Annotated in this window: 21 protein-coding genes; 8 read left to right on the forward strand and 13 right to left on the reverse strand. The window is 69.3% G+C overall.

Annotated features, from left to right (window positions below):
• Position 1: 1 nt before the first annotated feature.
• Complete coding sequence (locus KUG38_RS11435; RefSeq protein WP_216921570.1) at positions 2–763, forward strand: phosphatase PAP2 family protein; 762 nt, start codon at positions 2–4, stop codon at positions 761–763.
• Positions 760–1,986: a hypothetical protein gene (locus KUG38_RS11440; protein ID WP_216921573.1), complete on the forward strand. Its 1,227-nt coding sequence runs from the start codon at positions 760–762 to the stop codon at positions 1,984–1,986. The genes KUG38_RS11435 and KUG38_RS11440 overlap by 4 nt, the downstream gene beginning before the upstream one ends.
• On the opposite strand, the gene proB is transcribed toward KUG38_RS11440, so the two are convergent.
• From proB to KUG38_RS11470, 6 genes are all read right to left on the reverse strand, one after another.
• Complete coding sequence (proB, locus tag KUG38_RS11445) at positions 1,971–3,116, reverse strand: glutamate 5-kinase (RefSeq protein WP_216921576.1); 1,146 nt, start codon at positions 3,114–3,116, stop codon at positions 1,971–1,973. The genes KUG38_RS11440 and proB overlap by 16 nt on opposite strands.
• Positions 3,116–3,625 carry a YqeG family HAD IIIA-type phosphatase gene (locus KUG38_RS11450; RefSeq protein WP_216921579.1) on the reverse strand — a complete coding sequence of 170 codons (510 nt, stop codon included), beginning with the start codon at positions 3,623–3,625 and terminating at the stop codon, positions 3,116–3,118. The genes proB and KUG38_RS11450 overlap by 1 nt, the downstream gene beginning before the upstream one ends.
• A complete protein-coding gene (locus KUG38_RS11455; protein WP_216921581.1) occupies positions 3,625–4,173 on the reverse strand; it encodes a DUF3727 domain-containing protein in 549 nt (182 codons plus the stop codon). The genes KUG38_RS11450 and KUG38_RS11455 overlap by 1 nt, the downstream gene beginning before the upstream one ends.
• A gap of 19 nt (positions 4,174–4,192) precedes the next feature.
• On the reverse strand, positions 4,193–4,723 hold the full coding sequence (gene ruvX / locus KUG38_RS11460; protein WP_216921584.1) for a Holliday junction resolvase RuvX: 531 nt from the start codon (positions 4,721–4,723) through the stop codon (positions 4,193–4,195).
• The gene (locus KUG38_RS11465; RefSeq protein ID WP_353617791.1) at positions 4,724–5,800 is read right to left on the reverse strand and encodes a hypothetical protein; all 1,077 of its coding nucleotides are present in this window, start codon (positions 5,798–5,800) and stop codon (positions 4,724–4,726) included.
• 92 nt (positions 5,801–5,892) lie between these two features.
• A complete protein-coding gene (locus KUG38_RS11470) occupies positions 5,893–7,071 on the reverse strand; it encodes a F420-0:Gamma-glutamyl ligase (RefSeq protein WP_216921587.1) in 1,179 nt (392 codons plus the stop codon).
• An 85-nt stretch (positions 7,072–7,156) separates the two neighbouring features.
• On the opposite strand from KUG38_RS11470, the gene KUG38_RS11475 reads away from it, so the two are divergent.
• Positions 7,157–8,536, forward strand: coding sequence for a PhoH family protein (locus KUG38_RS11475; RefSeq protein ID WP_216921590.1), 1,380 nt, complete (start codon positions 7,157–7,159; stop codon positions 8,534–8,536).
• Between the two features lie 49 nt (positions 8,537–8,585).
• Here the strand turns inward: KUG38_RS11475 and KUG38_RS16950 are convergent, their stop codons facing one another.
• From KUG38_RS16950 to hisA, 6 genes are all read right to left on the reverse strand, one after another.
• The gene (locus tag KUG38_RS16950; RefSeq protein WP_286195899.1) at positions 8,586–8,960 is read right to left on the reverse strand and encodes a type IV pilin protein; all 375 of its coding nucleotides are present in this window, start codon (positions 8,958–8,960) and stop codon (positions 8,586–8,588) included.
• Between the two features lie 357 nt (positions 8,961–9,317).
• A complete protein-coding gene (gene fumC, locus KUG38_RS11485; protein WP_216921792.1) occupies positions 9,318–10,700 on the reverse strand; it encodes a class II fumarate hydratase in 1,383 nt (460 codons plus the stop codon).
• Complete coding sequence (locus KUG38_RS11490) at positions 10,697–11,290, reverse strand: thylakoid membrane photosystem I accumulation factor (protein WP_216921593.1); 594 nt, start codon at positions 11,288–11,290, stop codon at positions 10,697–10,699. The genes fumC and KUG38_RS11490 overlap by 4 nt, the downstream gene beginning before the upstream one ends.
• Positions 11,291–11,312: 22 nt before the next feature.
• Positions 11,313–13,010 (reverse strand): DUF3685 domain-containing protein, encoded by a 1,698-nt coding sequence (locus KUG38_RS11495; RefSeq protein WP_216921596.1) that lies wholly within the window; start codon positions 13,008–13,010, stop codon positions 11,313–11,315.
• A 63-nt stretch (positions 13,011–13,073) separates the two neighbouring features.
• Entirely contained in the window at positions 13,074–13,439 is a 366-nt protein-coding gene (locus tag KUG38_RS11500) for a Fur family transcriptional regulator (protein WP_199296954.1), read from the reverse strand.
• Positions 13,440–13,651: 212 nt separating this feature from the next.
• The gene (hisA, locus tag KUG38_RS11505; protein ID WP_216921601.1) at positions 13,652–14,413 is read right to left on the reverse strand and encodes a 1-(5-phosphoribosyl)-5-[(5-phosphoribosylamino)methylideneamino]imidazole-4-carboxamide isomerase; all 762 of its coding nucleotides are present in this window, start codon (positions 14,411–14,413) and stop codon (positions 13,652–13,654) included.
• Positions 14,414–14,482: 69 nt separating this feature from the next.
• On the opposite strand from hisA, the gene KUG38_RS11510 reads away from it, so the two are divergent.
• From KUG38_RS11510 to KUG38_RS11525, 4 genes are all read left to right on the forward strand, one after another.
• Entirely contained in the window at positions 14,483–14,722 is a 240-nt protein-coding gene (locus KUG38_RS11510) for a hypothetical protein (protein ID WP_216921604.1), read from the forward strand.
• Positions 14,712–15,473 carry a COG3650 family protein gene (locus tag KUG38_RS11515; RefSeq protein WP_216921606.1) on the forward strand — a complete coding sequence of 254 codons (762 nt, stop codon included), beginning with the start codon at positions 14,712–14,714 and terminating at the stop codon, positions 15,471–15,473. The genes KUG38_RS11510 and KUG38_RS11515 overlap by 11 nt, the downstream gene beginning before the upstream one ends.
• 44 nt (positions 15,474–15,517) lie before the next feature.
• Positions 15,518–16,435 carry an NAD-dependent epimerase/dehydratase family protein gene (locus KUG38_RS11520; protein ID WP_216921608.1) on the forward strand — a complete coding sequence of 306 codons (918 nt, stop codon included), beginning with the start codon at positions 15,518–15,520 and terminating at the stop codon, positions 16,433–16,435.
• Positions 16,436–16,698: 263 nt separating this feature from the next.
• Positions 16,699–19,275 carry an autotransporter family protein gene (locus KUG38_RS11525; RefSeq protein WP_216921611.1) on the forward strand — a complete coding sequence of 859 codons (2,577 nt, stop codon included), beginning with the start codon at positions 16,699–16,701 and terminating at the stop codon, positions 19,273–19,275.
• A 47-nt stretch (positions 19,276–19,322) separates the two neighbouring features.
• Here KUG38_RS11525 and KUG38_RS11530 read toward each other — a convergent pair whose 3' ends face one another.
• A complete protein-coding gene (locus KUG38_RS11530) occupies positions 19,323–19,874 on the reverse strand; it encodes a CDP-alcohol phosphatidyltransferase family protein (RefSeq protein ID WP_216921614.1) in 552 nt (183 codons plus the stop codon).
• A gap of 30 nt (positions 19,875–19,904) precedes the next feature.
• Here KUG38_RS11530 and KUG38_RS11535 point away from each other — a divergent pair, with 30 nt between their 5' ends.
• Positions 19,905–20,372, forward strand: coding sequence for a CBS domain-containing protein (locus tag KUG38_RS11535; protein ID WP_216921617.1), 468 nt, complete (start codon positions 19,905–19,907; stop codon positions 20,370–20,372).
• Positions 20,373–20,376: the final 4 nt, after the last annotated feature.

Below are 20,376 nucleotides of genomic sequence, written 5' to 3' on the forward strand. Positions count from 1 at the left end.
CATGCACACCCTGCGCCCGGCACCTTGGCTGACCGGCCTGCTGCTGCTCCAGACCACCCTGCTGCCGGGCACCCTGGCGCTGGGCGGGCCGTCGCTGGCCCAGCCGGCGGATCCGGCGGCGGGCCTGGTGCTCCAACCGGCCGCCTACCGCAGCGTGCTCGGCCAGCCACCGGCCCCCGGCAGCCGGCTGGAGCTCGACGATCTGGCCATCCTGCGCTGGAACCAGCGCAGCCGCACGCCCGCCGGGATCGTGCACAGCTGGCGCTTCCTGAACCGCAATCTCAGCGTCTTCGATGCCGCCGTGGGCGCCGATCTGGCCCGCACCTCTCCCCTCCTCTACGCGGGCCTGCCGGCTTTTCTGGCGCGGGCCGATGGTCTGAAGGATCAGCTCAAGGATGGGGTGGCGCGGCCACGCCCCTTCCTGAGCCACCCGGATCTGAAGCCCTGCCTGCCCCTGGAGAGCTCCTGGTCGTTCCCCAGCGGCCATGCCACCTGGTTTGCCACCGCGAGCCTGCTGCTGGCCGACCTGCTGCCGGAGCGCCGGGAGCGGCTGCTGCCGGTGGGCCTCCAGGGGGGCTACGTGCGTGCCTACTGCGCCATGCACTACCCCAGTGATGTGCTGGCCGGCCAGCGCCTCGCCGTGGCGATCAGCCAGGAGGTGATCGCCTCGCCCCAGTGGCGGCGCTTCAAGCAGCAGGTGGCCGCTGAACGCCTCCTGCTGCTGGCGGTCCCGCCGGCCGGCCTGCCCCTGCTGGCGGATTGATCGCGTTCAGCGCCACGGTTCGCGGCGCCCGGCGCAACGGACTGGGGCTGCTGCTCACCCCGCTGGTGCTGCTGCGCCGCTCCGTGCAGGGGCTGGCCCTGGCCCTGGAACGGATGATCTGGCGGGAACTGGTTGAGGACGAGGTCCCCGCCAACCCGCTCGTCAGCCTGCTGGCCTTCCTGCTGTTCTCCGGACTCTGCCTGCTGGTCAGCCTCCAGGGGGCTGTGGGCTACGTGATCGGCCTGCTGCTGTTCCTGCTGCCGATGGAGTGGCTGATGGCCAGGCTGGGCTACAGCGCACCGCTGCAGCGGCGGGTGCAGCTGCAGAGCTGGGGCGACCGCCTCCGCCTGTTCGTTGACACGCCCGGGTGCAGCGAACGGCTGGAGCTGGACCGGGCCGCCATCACGGCCGTGGTGATCCGCCAGGCCAGCGTCCAGCTGCCGCCGCTGGGGGAGCGGCCCCTCGGCTGGGATCTGGTTCTGGCCGTGGCCGATCCCGCCGGGGAGCACCTGCTGGCCCGTGCCGCCAGCTTCTCCGGCGCCTGGCAGCAGGCCCACACCCTTGCCGCCGACCTGGGGGTGCCCTTGCGCCTGGCCGGCGCCCTCGACGCCCGCCAGCTCGCCGGGTCCCGGCCGGCCGGGCCGCAGCCGGATGATCTCTGGAGGCTGGAGAGGGGGTCCTCCAGCACACGCCTGATTCGCAGCCGCCGCGGCGTGGGCGCGGCCCAGTGGTGGCGCTCCTTCGCCGAGCAGGGCAGCTACCTGCTGTTCGTGGCCGTGCTCAACACCGTGATGGTGAAGTACGGCGGCTTTCTGGTCTGGATGTTCGGGCCGCGCCTGGGCCTGAGCGAACCCACCACCCTGGTGCTGGATCTCTCCCTGCCGGGCCTGCTGTCGCTGGCCCTGCCGGAGTGGACCGTGGTCCAGGCCATGCTGGTGGTCGCCGCCCTCGGCGCCGCCGGCGTCGGCAGCTACCGGCAGTGGATCCCCCAGGAGCTCTCGCTGATGGGCGACCAGCTCCGCCTCCGCCGCCCAGGCCAGCCCAGCCGCCAGCTGCCACTGCGGCTGATCACCGGGGTGCTGCTGCTGGGCGGCAACGACCCCCGGGTGATCCTCTGGAGCGAACGCCGGCCGCCGATCGTGGTGGACGGCCTTTCCGGTGAACGGGAGGCGGCCGAGCTTCTGGAGAAGCTGGTGGCTCTCCTCGATCAATCGGTCGGTTGACGGCTGGTGAGCACCAGCTGGTCGCGGTGCACCACCGCATCCCCCACCGGCCCCAGCCGGCGGCGCACCTCCTCGCTGCTGAGGCCCATGATCCGGCGCAGCTCCTCGCTGCTCAGGGTGCTCAGGCCCCGCCCCAGTTCGCGGCCGTCGCTGGCCAGCACCCGTACGGCGTCACGGCGGGAGAAGTGGCCCTCCACCTCACGGATGCCCACCGCCAGCAGGGAGGCCCCCTGCTGCAGCAGGGCCCGCTCGGCGCCCGCATCCACCCGCACGCTGCCCTTCACCAGCAGGGCATGGGCCAGCCAGCTCTTGCGGTCGGCCAGGGGGGTGGCGCTCGGCTGGAACACGGTGCCCACCTTCTCGCCGGCGAACAGGGCATCGAGCACCGCCGGATCGCGGCCATCGGCCAGGCGCACCCGGATGCCGCTGGAGGTGGCGATGCGGGCCGCCGCCAGCTTCGTGGTCATGCCGCCGGTGCCCCACTGCCCGCCGCCTTCGGCCACGTGGCTGAGGCGCTCCAGCTCGGCCAGGTCGCGCACCTCCTCGATCGGGCTGGCATCGGCATCGGTGCGGGGGTTGCCGGAATAAAGCCGGTCGACATCGGTGAGCAGCACCAGTTCATCAGCGCCGATCGCCACCGCCACCAGGGCCGAGAGGGTGTCGTTGTCGCCGAAGCGCAGTTCGTCGGTGGCCAGGGTGTCGTTCTCGTTCACCACCGGCAGCACCCCCCACTCCAGCAGCTGCTCCAGGGTGCGGCAGGCGTTCTGGTAGCGGCGCCGGGAGGCCAGATCGCTGCGGGTGAGCAGCACCTGGGCCACCGCCATCCCCCGCACGGCGAAGGCCTCCTGGTACAGCCCCATCAACCGGCCCTGGCCGACGGCGGCGGCCGCCTGCAGGGCCACCACCTCGGTGGGGCGCCGGCTGAAGCGGAGCGCCTCGCAGCCCAGGCCCACGGCGCCACTGGTCACCAGGGCCAGCCGGTCGCCCCGGCGCTGCTGGCGGCCGAAGCTGGCGGCCAGGTCGGCGATCACCGCCGCCGTGGGCCGCTCGGGGGTGCCCCGCAACAAGCTGGTGCCCACCTTGATCACACGCCGCAGGCCGCCGGCGGCGGGGGTGCCGGAGGTCCCCATCAGCCGGGAACCGAGCCCACCCAGCGGGCCATGCGCAGCTCCAGGTTCTGCAGCCGGTCCTGGCGGCAGGGTTCACCGTCGGGATCGATCGGCTTCACCAGCACCGTGAACAGGCCCATGCGGTTGCCCACCAGCACGTCGGTGAAGAGGCGGTCGCCCACCAGGGCCACCGAGGCCGGGGGCAGGGCGAGGTCCTGCAGCACCTTGCGCAGGGCCGCCCGCCGCGGCTTGCCCGCCGAGGTGGTGTAGGGCAGGCCCATGGTGTCGGCCACGGCCCCGATCCGGCGGCGGGAGGGGTTGTTGCTGAGCAGGTGCAGGGGCATGCGCTCACGGGCGTGGCGCAGCCACACCTCGGCCTGCAGGGGCATGGTGGCCTGGCGGCGCGGCAGCAGGGTGCGATCGACGTCCAGGACGAGGGCGCGAATGCCACGATCGACCAGCTCCTGCAGGGGCAGGTGCGCCAGGGACGTTCCCGGCAGCCAGTCGGGCGTGAGCAGATCGCGCAGCATCAGTCGTCGCTCTCCCGTTCGTCGAGCTCGGCCTCGATGCGGGGCTGGACCCGCTCGAACTCCTCACCCTCCACCATCACCGCGTCGGCGCCCTCCATGCGGGCCACCACGAAGAACGGATCCAGGGGGATGTACAGGCCGTACTCCTCATCACCGGCCATGAAGCTCACGAGCAGCTCGTAGGTCTCACTGTCGTCATCGCCTTCTTCGTCCTCGAGGTCGTCCGGATCGGGCTCCTCCAGCTCACCGCTGACGGTGAGGGTGACGGCGGAACGCACCAGGGTGAGGTCGTGCTCCTGGAGCACCACATCCGCCACCGACAGGATCGGCTCGGTGGCATCCAGGGTCTCCACCAGTTCGGGGTCGTCGTCCTCCCGCAGCCGGAACAGGCAGACCGGGGTGTCCACCGGGGTCAGCAGGGCGTAGTCGTGGCCGTCGAGGGGGATCAGCTGCTCCAGGAAGCAGAGCAGCTGGCGGCCGCTGCCATCCCGCACCTGCACGGTGGGCACATCGCCGGAACCCGTCATCGCAGGGGGGTCGGAGGCCATCAAGAGGAAGCGGGTCTTCTCAGAATGAATCAGCGCCGGCCCGACTGCCCACGGCGATGGCCGCCGGGGCGACCGGATCGGCCGTGAACGCGGCCGAGCATGCGGCCGAATCGAGCGGTTCGGGCCCCTCCCTAAGCCACTGCTCCAGCAGCAGCACCGCCGCGGCGCTGTCGAGCCGGCCGCTGCGGTCGCCGTGCAGGCCGAAGCGCTCGCCGGCCGCCCAGCTGCTGGCGTGCTCATCCACCCAGGCCAGGGGCAGGGGCTGGCCGAGGGCCGCCAGGGCCCGAGCCAGCCGCAGGCCGTAGCGGCGGCAGTGGACCCCCTGGGGGGTGGGCCTCTGGCCGGCATCGAGGGGAAGGCCCACCACCAGCGCCACCACCCGCCGCTGGCGCACCAGCTCCAGCAGCCGGTCCAGGTCGGCCTGGAACTCCCCCCGGGCCAGGGCCGGCAGGGGCGTCACCGTGACGCCGAGGGGATCACAGCCCGCCAGCCCGATGCGTCGGCGACCCACATCGAGGGCCAGCACCGAACGCGGGCTGGGGGGCGCCATTCAGCGCAGGACCAGGGGGGCGGTGGGCAGGCTGCCGAGGGGGCCGGTGGGGGTGGGCATGGGACGCCGCCGCGGCTGCAGCTGCTCCAGCACCGCCTCGATGCGTCGCGCCGCCCGCTTGGCCGGCTGGCCCTCCTGGCGACGCCAGACGCTGCGGGCCATCAGCACCTCCTCGCCATGGGACTCGGCCCCGAGGGCCTGCAGCCAGCGCTGGCGCTCACCGTCGCTCACTTCGCAACGCAGCCAGAGGCTGCCGCCCCCCTGACCGATGCGGTGCAGCAACGACTCGGCCGCGTTGCCAAGCAGATGGCCCCAGCCGGGGTGGACGCTCAGCTCCACGGCCTGGCCGCCGCCGGGATGCTCATCGAGCCAGCGCACGCCGGCCACGGCCTCGTTGCGGACGGCATCCACCAACATCCAGCCATGGCTGCGGCTCTGGTCGAGCAGGTCCTCGATGCGGCGGTCCTGCAGCTGGCGCAGGTGGGCCGGGCAGGTGGCCTGCTCCAGATGCCACAGCAGCGGGGCGGTGCGGCGGTTGAGCGGGCGCAGCTGCAGATCGGCCGGAGCGGCGGGGGCAGGCCGGTCGGCCGGGAGCTGCCAGCGCCAGAGGCGATCGGTGCGCTGGGGCTGGAAGCCCTGCTCCCGCAGGGTGGCCAGCCGGGGGGTGTCGAGGCTGGAGGCGGTGGCGATCCAGCTGGCGGCGCCCTTGACCCGGCCGATGGCCTGGCGCAGCAGATCCCCAGCCAGGGGCGCCCCCTCCGTGGCGGCCAGGGCCAGGCGCAGGTGCTGCACCTGCCAGCAGGTGCCGCTGCGGTTGAGGCGGCGGCAGACGATCAGGCCCAGGGCCTGCTGGCGGGTGAGCCCCTGGCGCTGCAGGGCCACCAGCACCTGGGCGGCCACCGGGCGGCGACTGGTCACCGCCGTCAGCAGCTGCTCCGGCAGGGCGAGCAGCAGCGACCGTTGCAGCAGCGGCTGCAGCGGCAGGAAGGCGGGGTCATCGAGCAGGGGGAGGTGCCAACCCTGCAGGGGTTCCACCGTCCAGGTGGGGGAGGTTCTGCCCTGGGCAGGCACTGGCACGGCAGGCACTGGCACGGCAGACGACGGTGGAGAAGGGGGCGTGGGCGAATCGGAACCGACGCGGCGGGTGCTGGCGGCGTCGTTTCAGAATTCTACGTGGGACGCACCAGCACCAGAGGCGTGCGCTCGTTGGCGTTGCCGGCGGGATTGGGGCGCAGGGCCCGCATCAGCAGGGCTTCATCGGTGCCGCCGCTGGCGGCCAGCACCTTCACCCGCCCCAGGTCGTTGACGTCCACCACCGCCACCGCCACCCCGAGGGCCGCCGCCATCCGCTCACACCAGGCGGCCGGCTGGTCCGGGCCGAGCACGATCGTCTGGTCGTAGGGAGGCGTGGTGCCGGTGATGTCGTCGATCAGACGCGCCTGCTCGCCCGCCAGCCGATAGAACCAGCCCTTGCTGCCCACCAGCTTCAGGGCGGTGCCCACCACCCAGGCACCGAGCACCCGGGCCGGGCCGGAGACGTCGATCAGGGTCTGGAGGCCGCAGGCCGTGGCCAGGGAGCTGGTGGGGTGGAACACCCGGCAGAGCAGGCGGGCCAGGAAGGAGGGCTCCACCGTCGAGGGGTGGTGGTAACGGCCCTGGATCACCGCCAGGGGCGTCTCGCCGATGGTGAGCACATCACCGGGCTGGAGCAGGCCTGAGGTGTAGCGCTGCAGCACCTCCAGCGGATCGTCGAGCACCCCGAGCAGGTGGGTGCGCACCGGCAGCACCCGGCAGCGCTCGCCTTCGCGCCAGCCCGGGGCGGAGGGGTCGCCCGGTTCCGGCATCTGCAGCGGCAGCAGGATCCCCTGGCGCCGCTGCAGGCGGCCGAAGGGGCCGTAGTTCACCCAGTGGATGTCCATCCAGAGGGTGTCGAGCACGCTCTCCAGATCCAGGCCGCCGGGCGCGGTGAGGTTGAGGCGGATGTGGGCGGCGGTGGTCTTGCGGCCCTTGACGATGTAAGCGGCCCAGTAGCCATCGGGACGCGCCTCCTCGTCGGGGTGCAGCGGCGTGATGTGCAGCTCGTGGCGCACCTGGCTGACGTCACTGCGGCCCAGCAGGGTGGGCTCCACCGTGATCTCGGGCACCATCACCTCCATGCGGGGGTGGGGGTTGCGGATCCGGATCTCGCCGGTGATCTCCAGGCCCTGGGCCCGGCGCCGCACCTGGAAGGATCCCGGCAGCAGCTGCAGGGGGGAGGCGGGCCGGAGGCGATGGCGAAGTTCGAGCACCACCAGCCCCAGGCCGAGGAGCAGCAGCAGAACCAGCAGGCAGGAAACGGGGAACGGCAAGCCGATACGTCAGGGAATGTCCGGCCGGAGCGTAGATGCGCCCGCGGACCTAGCTTCGGCCCCATGGAACCGGCAGGTCACAGGCATGCGCAAGACCTTCGTGCTCGACACCAACGTGTTGCTGCATGACCCCCAGGCCCTGAACCGGTTCGAGGACAACCAGGTGGTGATCCCGATCGAGGTGGTCGAGGAGATCGACCGCTTCAAGCGGGACCCGTCCGAGAAGGGCCGCAACGCCCGCCAGGTGTCGCGGCTGCTCGACCAGCTGCGCGAGAAGGGCAACCTGGCCGAAGGCGTGCCCATCGACGCTGTCAGCGGCGGCACCTTGAAGGTGGTGTTCTGCCGCAGCGAGACCCTGCGCCAGCTGCCCCCCGAGCTGAAGGCGGGCAACGGCGACAACAACATCCTGGCCGTGGCCCTGGAGCAGCGCCTGCAGGAGGTGGTGGGCAGCCAGCCGCCGGTGGTGCTCGTCACCAAGGACACCAACCTGCGCATCAAGGCCGATGCGGTGGGCCTGATCGCCCAGGACTACACCACCGACAAGGTGGACATGGCGGACCTCTACCCGGGGTTCTGCGAGCGCTGGGTCGACGCCGATCAGATGGACCGGGTGAAGACCGGCGACGGCCTGCCGGCCGATGCCATCCCGGAGCAGCCGGTTGCCGTCTCGCCGCTGCAGGCAAACGAGGGGGTGACCCTGGTGGACCTGGCCCAGCCGGCCCACACCCTGCTCACCCGCTACAACGGCCGCACCGGCACCCTGCAGCCGCTGCAGAAATCAGCCAAGGCCAAGATGGGTCGCATCCAGCCCCGTAACCGGGAGCAGTCCTTCGCCCTCGATCTGCTGCTCGATCCGGCGGTGGCCCTGGTGACCCTGGTGGGCAAGGCCGGCACCGGCAAGACCCTGCTCGCCCTGGCGGCGGGTCTGCATCAGGTGGCCGACGAGCACCTCTATGAGCGCCTGCTGGTGACCCGCCCGGTGATCTCCCTGGGCAAGGAGATGGGCTTCCTGCCCGGGGATCTCGAGGAGAAGATGGCCCCCTGGATGCAACCGATCGTCGACAACCTCGACTTCCTGCTCGGTGGCGACGAGGGCCAACCCGTCCGGGGGGGACATCGCCCGCCCCGCAGCAACTGGAGCGACCTCAAAGGGATGGGACTGCTGGAAGTGGAGGCGATCAGCTACATCCGCGGCCGCTCGATCCCCCGCCAGTTCATGGTGGTGGACGAGGCGCAGAACCTCACCCCCCATGAAGTGAAGACGATCGTGACCCGGGTGGGGGAAGGCACCAAGATCGTCCTCACCGGTGACCCCTACCAGATCGACAATCCCTACGTGGATGCGGAGAGCAACGGGCTCACCTGGCTGGTGGAGCGCTTCAAGGGCCAACTGCTCTCCGGCCACATCACCCTGATGCGGGGGGAACGCTCCGAGCTTGCCGAGCTGGCCGCCAACCTGCTCTAGGCGGCTCATTGCCACCGAAGTCGACGGGAGCCCCAGGGACTGGAGCCCTTCAGCTTGAGAAGCTGCAGGTGATGGTGGATCCATCCATGCTGACCCGCAGGATGGCCCGACGATCGCCGGCCGCGGCGGGGACCCCGAAGCACAGCGTTCCTTCGGCATCCCCTGTCCAGCGCCGACTGTTGAGCAGCCGGATCGCGGTGCCGTTGCAGTTCCGGGTGGGCCCGCCCCCTGGCTGGGCCACCACCGTATGCAGCCCGGACTTGTGGGCCACGGCGCACTGTTCGGCGAAGGCCACCGCTTCCAGGATGCTGCTGGAGGCTTCGGCCATGGCCACCGTACGGCGGTACTGGGGCAGGGCGACGGCGCTGAGGATGCCCACGATGGCCACCACGATCATCAGCTCGATCAGGGTGAACCCGGACATCCCTGAGTTCCCCTGCTGTACGGATTCAGGGCGGCTGCGTCGGGCGCTGATCCTGCGGAGCATGACCCACCGGGCGCGGCGGAGAACGTCGCGGGCAGATGGGGGAGGGGGATCGGAACGGGGGCTCTGGGACATCTCAGTCGTCGGGTTCCCCTTCTTCGTCGCCCGGGAGGAAGACCGGGGAACTCAGAGGCGGGCCTCCCGGAAGAAGGCCGTCCTTGAGTGGATCCTGAAGCCGAAGAACGTCCTCAGGGACACAACTCAGGGACCACACCATGGGTCTTTGGGAGATCTTACGGACGATCCTCGGAAAATCAACCGGGACGCTCCCGGACCATCAGCCTGAAACCATCAGCCTCAGACCATCTGTTCGGGCCTGACGAGGCGGTCGAACTCCTCCCCGCTGATCTCCCCCAGCACCAGGGCCGCTTCCCGCAGACTCAGCCGGTGCTCGTGGGCATGGCGGGCGATAGCGCAGGCCCGGTCGTAGCCGATCGCCGGCGTCAGGGCCGTCACCAGCATCAGGCTGCGGTCCCGCTGGGCCTCGATGTGGGCCACATCAGCCCGCAGGCCCTCGATGCAGAACTCCCGGAACGTGCCGCAGCTCCCCGCCAGCAGGCCGATGCTCTCCAGCAGGTTGTGGGCGATCAGGGGCTTGAACACATTCAGCTCGAAATTTCCCTGGCTGGCCGCCATCTGGACGGCGGTGTTGTTGCCCATCACCTGCACGGCCACCATGGTGAGGCTCTCGCACTGGGTGGGATTCACCTTGCCGGGCATGATGCTGGAGCCAGGTTCGTTCTCCGGCAGCACCAGTTCGCCGAGGCCGCAGCGGGGCCCGCTCGCCAGCCAGCGGATGTCGTTGGCGATCTTCATCAGGCTGCCCGCCAGCACGGTCAGCGCCCCGTGGGCCGCCGCCAGGCCCTCCTGGCCCGCAAGGGCCTGGAACTTGTCCGGGGCGCTGGTGAAGGGCAGGCCGATGCGCTCGGCCAGCCGGGTGGCCACCGCCTCGCCGAACCCCGCCGGCGCATTGAGCCCCGTGCCCACGGCCGTACCGCCGATGGCCAGCTGCAGCACCTGGGGCAGGGTGGCCCGCAGACCCGCCAGGCCCAGCTCCAGCTGGGAGGCGTAACCACCGAACTCCTGGCCCAGGCTCAGGGGCACGGCATCCTGCAGGTGGGTGCGACCGATCTTGATCAGGCCCGCGTAGGTCTCGGCCTTATGGCGCAGGGCGCCGATCAGAGCCTCCAGGCTCGGGATCAGCCGCTGATGCAGTTCGATCGCCACCGCCATGTGCATGGCGGCAGGGAAGGTGTCATTGCTCGACTGGCTGAGGTTGACGTGGTCGTTCGGGTGCACCGGCTTCTTGCTGCCCAGCACGCCGCCGGTGGCGGCGATCGCCCGGTTGGCGATCACCTCGTTGACGTTCATGTTGGTCTGGGTGCCTGAGCCGGTCTGCCAGACCCGCAGCGGGAACTCAGCATCGAGCTGGCCCCGGCTCACCTCCTCGGCGGCGGCCACGATCAGGGCCGCCAGGTGGTCGGGAAGCACGCCCCGGGCGGCGTTCACCTCGGCGCAGGCGGCCTTGAGCTGGCCGAAGGCCTGCACCACGGCGAGCGGCATCGGCGCGCCGAAGGGGAAGTTGCGCAGGGAGCGCTGGGTCTGGGCGCCCCAGTAGTGCTCGGCCGGCACCTCCACCGGGCCGAGGCTGTCGGTTTCGGTGCGGGTGGCCGGCATCAGCGGGACGCCACCACTTCGCTGTTGAGTTCGTTGAAGCTCAAGGTGGCGCTGTTCCCCGAGCCAGGCGCCATCGGGATGCCGGTGGCGTCGCTCACGGCGGTGTTGATGGCATCGACGCTCACCTGGCCATGGCGATCGAAGACGACGCGGCCGGAGCCGTCGATCACCACCACCTGGGGAATCAGGCCGTCCCAGTAGTGGGCCGGATCGGCCACGCCGCCATCGGGCCGGTTCTGGAGTGGGTCGGTGACCAGGGGGATCAGGTCGATGGCGTTGCCCCAGACCCGCTGCAGCTCCGACACCACCGGCGAGAACTGCTTGCTGACGCTGCTGTCGTCGAGGTAGTAGACGAGCACCGCCACCCGGTGCTCGTCGAGGGACTGGGCCAGGCTGCTGCGGGGCGGCACCAGGGAGCCGTTGCCGGCGTAGAGGGCGAAGATGTTGCCGTCGTAGCGGTCGTTCTCGAGGCTGGCTGCCGCCTGACCCGGGGCCCAGAACAGCCCCAGCACCACGGTCAGCAGCAGGGCCCAGAGGCCGGCGAAGGGCCGGGACAGCGAACGGGGCAAGGGGACACGGGCGGGTGGGCTCATTGTGCCGTGGTACCCGGCCGCCTCAGCGGTTGAGGCTGCGGCCCATCCCCTGGACGATGCCGCGGCCCACCAGGCCGATGGCCCGGCCGAGCACCTGGGTCAGCAGCACCACCAGCAGGTCGCCGAGGCGCTTCAGCAGGCTGCGGAGCTGGGGGCCCAGGGCATCGCGGGCCTCCAGGGCCAGGGTGACCGCCTGCTGCACCCAGCCCAGCTGGCGCAGCTCGGCATCGCGGGGCTCGGTGAGGTCCACGCAGTCGATCGCGCCGTCGCCCAATCGGAACAGGGGACGCCGGCTCTCGTAGAGATGGATCGGCCGCTCGAACCAGCTGGTCCAGCGCTGCTGGGCGTTGAGCTGGTTGCGCAGCCGTTCCAGGTTGCGGGTGGCGAGCAGCTCGGGGCGCAGCAGGTAGCGGCGCAGTTCGGGCCACTCGGCGCAGGCCGCCAGCACTTCGGCGCTGATCAGCTCGGCACTGCGCACCAGCCAGTTGCTGAGCAGCAGCTCCAGATACAGGACCGCCTGGGGCTCATCCGGCGCCACCAGCCGGCCATCCACCAGCAGGGGACGGGCCTGCAGCAGCGGGCTGAGCATGGCGGCGGGATCGGGCAGCTCGAGGTCGTCGGCGTCGAGGCTGCTGCGGTGCAGCAGCGTCTCGGCCACCGGGCACAGCCGGCCCTCCATGGGCAGCTGCACGTAGGACCCGGCCATGTGGCGCAGGGCCTGCTGACGCAGCTCGGGCTGGAGCTCCCTCCAGAGTCGCTCCAGCTGCTCACCGCGGGGATCGTCCTGCAGCAGGCGCTGGCGCAGCCGGTGGAACTGCTCCAGCAGCCCCAGCAGCAGGTCGCTGCGGCGGGAGGCATGGAGGCCGTCGAGGGCCAGCAGCTGGCCGCTGTTGTTGCTGGGGCAAGCGGCGGCCGCCGCCGTGAGCCGGCCGCGCAGGGCCTCCCAGAGGCCTTCGGCGGTGCGTTGCCGCAGGGTGATCGCCACACCAGGGGCCCGGGCGTCGGGCGAACCGCTGTCCGGGCCCTCGGGTGCGGTGGGGGCGACGGGCGCCCTATCGGGGCCATGGAGGGGCTGGCTCCAGGCCAGGCTGACGGGGCCCCAGAGCCAGAGGAGCAGCCGCCGGGCCAGCCGCAGCTCCCTGACCCGGCCCTGAAGCAGGAGCAGCGGCAGCAGGTCGACCGGCGGCGGATCCAGCAGACGCAGGCAGAGGCGCAGTTCGGCATCGATCTGCTGCAGGCCGCTCAGCAGCAGCCACTGACCCAGGCCCATCGGCACGGAGGGGCCCGGGTCGTCGCCCGGTCGCGTCGCAGCGATGGCCAGCACCCGGCCGCCCGCCAGCAGCGTGGTGACCGCCTGCCGCAGGGTTTCGGCATCGGCCTGCTCGATCAGGCCCTGGGCCGGCAGCTGCAGCAGGACATCGCTGCCGTAAGGGTGCTTGGAGGGCAGCAGCAGCAGCAGCGGCGCCGGATACCAGCGTTCGAGCAGCCGGCGGCTCTCGGCGTCGAGGGCCTGGGGTTCGGGAAGGCTGCCGAGGCACCAGAGGACGAGCTGGGGTGCCCCCTGGAGCTCACCACTGTCGACCACCACCCGGCAGCCACCCCAGCCATCGGGGTCGGCGCTGGTGTCAGCAGCCTCCAGCCAGCTGGTGAGGCCCGCCCGCTCCAGGGGATCGGCGAACAGCAGCAGCTGGGGAAGGGGCTGTGCCGGACGTCGTCCCACGTTGCCACGAAACTGATGGGCCGACCTTAACCAAGGCGCTGGGCTTTCTCCAGTGCCGGAGCTTCAGGAGGGGCGGGGGCGGCCGGAGAGATGCAGGGTGTACGACTCGATCGCAAAGCCCGTCTGGTCCTCGATCTGCTGGAGGAGATGGTCGGGGAGAAGAACGTCGAGGTCGTGAATGGCGCCGGACTGGGTGCAGGTCAGATGGCTGTGGGGATCGGCGCGATAGCCGTACAGGCGACCACTGGCCCGCTCGATGCATTCGATCACGCCGGCCGATTGCAGCGCCTCGAGATTCTGATAAACGGACGTGTGGCCGATGTGGCGGCCCTGGTTGTTGAGCTTCTCGAAGATGTCGCGGGCGGAGAGATGGCTCTTTTCGTCCCAGAGAAGATCCAGCACCATGCGCCGCTGGCGGCTCAGCCGCATGCCCAGCTCCCGGCAGCGCTGGTAGACCTCCTCCACATGGGACGGGGCCGTGACCACCGCATGGCGATCACCGGCCTCGCCACGGCGGCCGGAGGCCGCGGAGGATGCGGTGGTCGTGGTGGAAGGCAAACGTTGCCTCAGAACACATTGGCTCTGTTATAGGGCAATTGCCTCATCACCGGTATGGACCTCACTTCGGGGGCCGGCCAGCGTCAGGCGATCGGCAACCGCAACGGATCCTGCAACCGACCATCACCGAGGGCCTGCAGCGCCTCGGCCAGCTCCACCCGTCCGTCGTACAGCGCCCGCCCCACGATCACCCCGCCCACACCGAGGGGCTCCAGACTCAGCAGGCTGAGCAGGTCGGTGAGGCTGCCCACACCGCCCGACGCAATCACCGACAGGGAGGTGGCCTGGGCCATGGCGCGCAGGGCCGCCAGGTTCGGGCCCTCCAGGGTGCCGTCGGTGGCGATGTCGGTGCTGATGATCGCCGCCACGCCGGTGCCATCCAGGCTGGCGGCCAGGGCCGTGGCCTCCACCGTGCTCTGCTCGATCCAGCCTCGGGTGGCCACCTTGCCCTCGTTGGCATCGATCCCCACCACGATGCGGCCCGGATGGCGGGCGGCCAGATCGTGCACCAGGGCCGGGTTCTCCACGGCGACCGTGCCCAGGATCACCCGGTCCACACCCCAGCCCAGCAGCTGTTCGGCCCGCTCTGCCGTTCGCACACCTCCACCCAGCTGCACCGGGATCTCCAGGGCCGCGGCGATGGCCTGAACGGCGGCGTCGTTGCGGGGTTCGCCGCTCCTGGCCCCGTCGAGATCGACCAGGTGCAGGCGTGTGGCCCCCTGGCGCTGCCACTCGCGGGCCTGGGCCACCGGATCGTCGCTGAAGCGGGTGACGCGGCCGTAGTCGCCCTGATGCAGTCGCACGCAATGCCCGTCGAGCAGATCGATGGCGGGAATGACTTGCATGGAAAGGGGGGACAATGCCGCTGTCGGCTCCATCCTGTGCCATGACGCTGCCCGGATGATGCGGACCTGATGGCCCCCTCCCCTCCCGACCTCGCCACTCCCGATCCCGGCCCTCCTCACCTCGCCCCGGACGACTGGCGCCGTCTCAGGGACGCGCTCCGCTATCAGGGCCGCGATCTCCATCACCGCTCCTACGCCGTGGATGCGCGGCGCCGGGAACTGCTCTGGGAGGAGATGGACCGCTGCCTGGCGCTGGCCGATCGCATCGAGCGGCATCTCGACGCCCTCGACGAGGCCGATGCGGGCTGAGAGGACAGGGCCCCTGGGGCTGTTCGCCCTGCTGCTGCTCTTCGCCGCCGCTGGGCCGGCGCCGGCCCAGCCCCTGGCGCCCCCTCCGCTGGCGCCGCCGGCCCCACCGCCCCGGTCCCTGCTGGGCCCCGATGGTCCGGATCCCCGCGACAGACCGCCCCCCCTGGCACCGCCGGGTTCGGTGATTCCACCGATCAACCGCCCCGATCCCCGGCTGGAGGCGGCCCTGCGGGCCCGCCTGTTCGCCGGCCCGGTGGCCTCCCCCCCCGCGGCGGCCGGCGATCCCGACCAGACCGAGTGGGAGCAGGCCCGTGCCACCGCCACCCGGCCGGTCTGCGCCGACGTGGGGCCCCTGCGCTACCTCCACAACCGGGTCGACCTGGACGGTGACGGCCGTCTGGAGACCGTGGCGGTGGTGGTGGGCTCCTACGCCTGCTCCAGCGGTGGCTGCAGCCTGCTGATCTTCCGGGACAACGACGGCAGCCTGGAGCTGGTGGCGGAGAACGGCCTGTTCCAGTCGCCCCTGACCGTGATCAGCAACCGCCACCGCGGCTGGTTGGATCTCACCATGCCCGCCAGCCTGCACGGCGCCCCCGACGGTCTCAAGGAGCTGCGCTTCGACGGCCGCACCTACCAGCCGGTGCCGCTGCCGGTGGCCGAAGGCACCGCCGGGCCGCCCGGAACGGTGCTGCTGGAGCTGCTGCCGTTGCCCTTCGAGCGCCTGGGCCAGCCCCTCCCCTGCGGCCCCTGATCCGGACCGGCCGCTTGAATGGCGCTCACCGACGCGGCATGGCGATGAGGATCCTGGTGATGGGCGGCACCCGTTTCGTGGGCCGCCCCCTGGTCAACCGGCTGCTGGGCGCGGGCCATGAGCTCAGCCTCTTCACCCGTGGCCGCCAGCCGGTGCCGGCGGGGGTGGAGCATCTGCAGGGCGAACGCAGCAGCCCCGAGGGCCTGGCGGCCCTGCAGGACCGCCCCTTCGATGTGATCGTCGACAGCTCCGGCCGCACCCTGGAGGACACCCGCCAGGTGATCGAGCGCACCGGTCCCCCCTCCCACCGGCTGGTGTACGTGAGTTCGGCCGGGGTCTACGCCGACAGCGAGCTCTGGCCCCTCGACGAGGACTCCCCCACCGACCCCCAGAGCCGCCACGCCGGCAAACTCGACACCGAAGCCTGGCTGCGCCAGGAGGGCATCCCCTTCACCAGCTTCCGGCCCACCTACATCGTCGGTCCGGGCAACTACAACCCGGTGGAGAGCTGGTTCTTCGATCGGATCGTGCACGGCCGGCCGGTGCCCCTGCCCGGCGACGGCAGCACCATCACCCAGCTGGGCCATGTGGCCGACCTGGCGGCCGCCATGGCCTGCTGCATCGAGGTGGAGGCCGCCACCAACCGCATCTACAACTGCACCGGCTCCCAGGGCATCAGCTTCCGGGGCCTGGTGGCCGCCGCCGCCCGCGCCTGCGGCACCGATCCGGAGACGGTGGAGATCCGCAGCTTCGATCCCGCCGACCTCGACAAGAAGGCCCGCAAGGCCTTCCCCCTGCGCCTGGCCCACTTCCTCACCGACACCCACCGGGTGCGGCGCGAGCTGGCCTGGGAGCCGGCCTTCGACCTGGAGGCCACCCTGGCCGACAGCTACACCAACGACTACGCCCTGCGGATGCCCACCACGCCCGATTTCAGCGGCGACGAAGCCCTGCTGGGGTGAGGGGCCGCCCGTGGACAGGCACGCGACATCAACGTCCAGGGCCCGTGACACCACAACGAGGAACTCTCCATCGACGCGGTTCAACACCTTTCTGGCTCCCCGGCGCCGGAAGCCGCGATGCCGTCGCCAAGGATGGGACAGGGCAACAGCCTGATGTTCATATGCAGACAGAGTCCTACCTGCATCCAGGCGTAGAGACCTGACCAGTAGATTTCCAGGCTTCTTTCGATGCCGAAATGATGACGGAGAGGAACCCGGTTGGCTTGTATCTGATTGGTCTCGTTGCCGCCACGGGCCTGATCCATCAACCGGCAACCGCTCAGTCGATAACGCGATCCGCCGTCTTCTCACCGGTCCTGCAAGTGGATGGCGGAACGGCAAGCACGTCTCTCAATTTCTTCGATTTCGGTGGCAATGTCGGTGGCATTTCCACGACCATCAACCTGACAAAGTGTGATGACCCGATCAGCGCATCAGGCGTCTGCCAGGGGATCGGCTTTTCCTTTAACGACGAAATTCAACTTCAACTCCTGAGTCCAACAGGAGTTGTCAGAACTCTGGTTCCGGGAGCAGCTTTGGGTGGCCAGACACCGGGCGGTACAGCGACATGGACCTTTGAGGACAGCGCCGCATCCCCTGTTTCTGGATCGACCCTGGCGACCGGATCATTCAGGCCATCGGAGTCCTTTTCTGCCTTTCTGGGCCAGAATGGTTCGGGTCTATGGACGTTGATCTTCACGGACTTGGCAGGGGGCGATCCCCTCTCCATCAACTCCTGGTTCTTGACGCTGCTACTGGAAGGAATCGTGCCAGGCAGCCCTGCCATCGCCAGCAGTCCCTACAGCACAACATTCGCCGGAGGCACGCTGATCGTGGATGTGCCTGGTAGCTTTGCCACCAACTACGTGGTCGGCAGCGCAGGCGGCAGCATTGATCTCAACGGCAATCACTCCACCTTCAGCGGGGTCTTTTCAGGTCCCGGAGCGCTTACATTCACCAATTCCGGGCTGGCCGGAAGCACCAACCTCACCGGAACCAGCACCATCACCGGACCTACAGTCGTTGGCAGCAACTCGACTGTCTTTGTCAACGGCTCACTGGCATCGTCCTCCGGCTTGACTGTGCAATCCGGAGGCACTGTTGGGGGAACAGGTTTCTTGCCGACAACAACGATCGAAAGTGGAGGAAAGATTGCACCTGGAAACTCAATTGGAACCATCACGGTCGCCAATCTGAATCTCTATGGCGGCACCATTGAGGCAGAGATCCAAGGCCCACTCAACGACCGCATCAACGTCACGAACAATGTGACAAATCTCACGGGTAATGTCCAGTTGGTCGCCTCTGGCGGTGGTGTGCCATGGCCGATTTTTTCCTATGTGCTGGTGGATGCATCCAACAGCATCGATTTCTCTAATCTGAACGCTCTGACGTTGAATCAGATTGGCGTCAACAGTGCACTGCTGAATGCAGGCACGACCCTGATTCAAGGGGCGGATGGGAATCCCAGGACCATCGATATCCAGTGGAGACCAAGGAACGGCGTTGGTCCCACAGGTTCTGCCATGCAGTTCCTTGGCCGGAATGGGGTCAACCAGTTGGCCACCGCTGGAGCCTTTGACCGCGTCTTCCAGACATTGGCTGTTGCCAATACCAACAATGCCAACAGTCTTGGTGTCCCCATTGGCTTCACCGGCTTCACAACAGGTCAGGCCCTCGCTTCCGGGATCTCCCCAGACTTCCTTTTTGCGACATCCCAACTGCTGTCTCTGCCCTCCTATGGTCAGCTCACGGCAGCGATTGACTCCCTCTCGCCCGAGCCCTACGCAGCCTTCCAGAGCGTGGGTATCGAAACATTGAAGCGGCAAAGAGAACTTCTCATGAATCAGGCTGGCCAGTGCTCGACCACGGGCTGGGTCGTCAACCCAGAGAAGGGAGAGAAGGGAAACCGCCGCCATCAACCGCTCTGCGTCTTTGTCCAGGCAGCCAATGCCAGAAGCAGCATTCAGGGAACGGGTGGACTGTCTGGATATGATTCCGGCATTTTTTCCAGCTTCTACGGAATCGAGTTCCAGCCGACTGAGCAGTGGACCATTGGAGCTGCCTACGGCTATGGGACCTCTGCGCTCAACAATATGTCCCTGACCAATGCGATGGTGTCCTCGAATGTCAACAGTGCTTCCATCTACGGGTTGTACAAACCCTCAAGCCAATGGCGAGTACGTGGCCTGATTGGCTACGCCAACTACAACACCACCGGAAGCCGAAATGTTGCCTTCGTTGGCAATGGCATCCCCGTTCAGGGTTCCATGTCCGGCGACGGCTACACGCTGGCCTTGAATGCGGATTATCTGGTGAATCTCTCCAAGCCCTCTTCCAGCACCCAGTTCTTCCTCAAGCCCTTCATCGGTGTTGCCTGGGCAAGTTATTCACAGAGCGGGCTGACCGAGAGTGGTGGAGAACCACTCAACCTCAGCATCGAAGGCAATCGTGCCGATAGCCTCGTCGGCTCCATCGGCTTCGAACTTGCCGCAAGTCCGATTGCACTGAACAGGACAAGAACTGCTGCCGTGACACCAAAACTGGCTCTGGCCTATCAGGTGGATGCCCTTGCCAATGACGCCGGGAACCGGTCCTTGAGTTCTTCTCTTCCCTCGGCTCCTGCCGCGGGCAGCTTCCAGACCCAGGGTGAGAATCGTGGCACGAATACACTTTTGATCGACGGCGCGGTGGATATCCAGGTTTCCAGCCATACAAACCTATACGTCAGTGTTGGCTATGAAGTCTTCTCAACAGGCTCTCAATTCACCTACGGAGGCGGCGTCAAGGTGAAGTTCTAGTTTGTTGGTCCGGATCAGCGGAGTGGAAAGCCCTTCCCCACGGTCTTTCAGCCCCGCTGACCCGCCCGCAGGTACCCCAGGGCCGAGCTGAGCGCCAGCAGCAGCGACGGCCAGAACAGCCACCAGCCGGCGGCCTGGAGAGCGGCCGCAAGCCCGGCCCCCTGGCCCAGGCCCCAGGCCGGCGGCCAGAGCAGCAGCAGCAGGGAGAGGAACTGCAGGATCGTCTTGGCCTTGCCCCCCAGCGAGGCCGGGCCGCCGCTGCCCTGGCCGGCCCGCCAGCCGGAGATCAGCAGCTCCCGGGCCAGCAGCAGCCACACCGCCCACAGCGGCAGGCCGCCCGTATGGGCCAGCCAGAGCAGCGGGGCGCTGATCAGGATCTTGTCGGTGAGGGGATCAAGCCGAGCCCCCCACACCGACCCACCGCCGGCCCGGCGGGCCAGGGCGCCATCGGCCCAGTCGCTCAGGCCGCCCAGCAGCAGCAGCACCCAGGCCAGGGCGGGCCGTCCGCCGGCCAGGGCCAGCAGCAGGGGCAACCCCAGCACGGCCCGGGCAAGCGTCAGCAGGTCAGCAAGGCGTCGCAGGGGAGGGGTCCCGTTCACCAGCAGAATGCCATCACCGAGGAGATCCGCATGGTCGTCGAGCGCAGCGTGGCCGAGGTGATGACCAGCCCCGTGCTGAGTGTCACCACCACCACGCCCCTGCAGGAGGCGGTGCAGCTGATGAGCGACCACCACGTCAGCGGCCTGCCGGTGCTCGATGAGGTCGGTGCCCTGGTGGGGGAACTCAGCGAGCAGGACCTGATGGTGCGCGAGAGCGGCTTCGATGCCGGGCCCTACGTGATGCTGCTCGATGCCGTCATCTACCTGCGCAACCCGCTCGACTGGGACAAGCAGGTGCACCAGGTGCTGGGCAGCACCGTGGGCGACGTGATGGGATCCAAGCCCCACAGCTGCCCCGCCACCACCAGCCTTCCGGCGGCGGCCCATCTGCTGCACGACCGGGGCACCCAGCGGCTGTTCGTGCTCGACGACCAGGAGGCCCTGGTGGGGGTGCTCACCCGCGGCGACGTGGTGCGGGCCCTGGCGGCGGCAGGCTGAGCTT

The organism is Synechococcus sp. CCAP 1479/9, from assembly GCF_019038535.1.
Taxonomy (GTDB): Bacteria; Cyanobacteriota; Cyanobacteriia; order PCC-6307; family Cyanobiaceae; genus Cyanobium.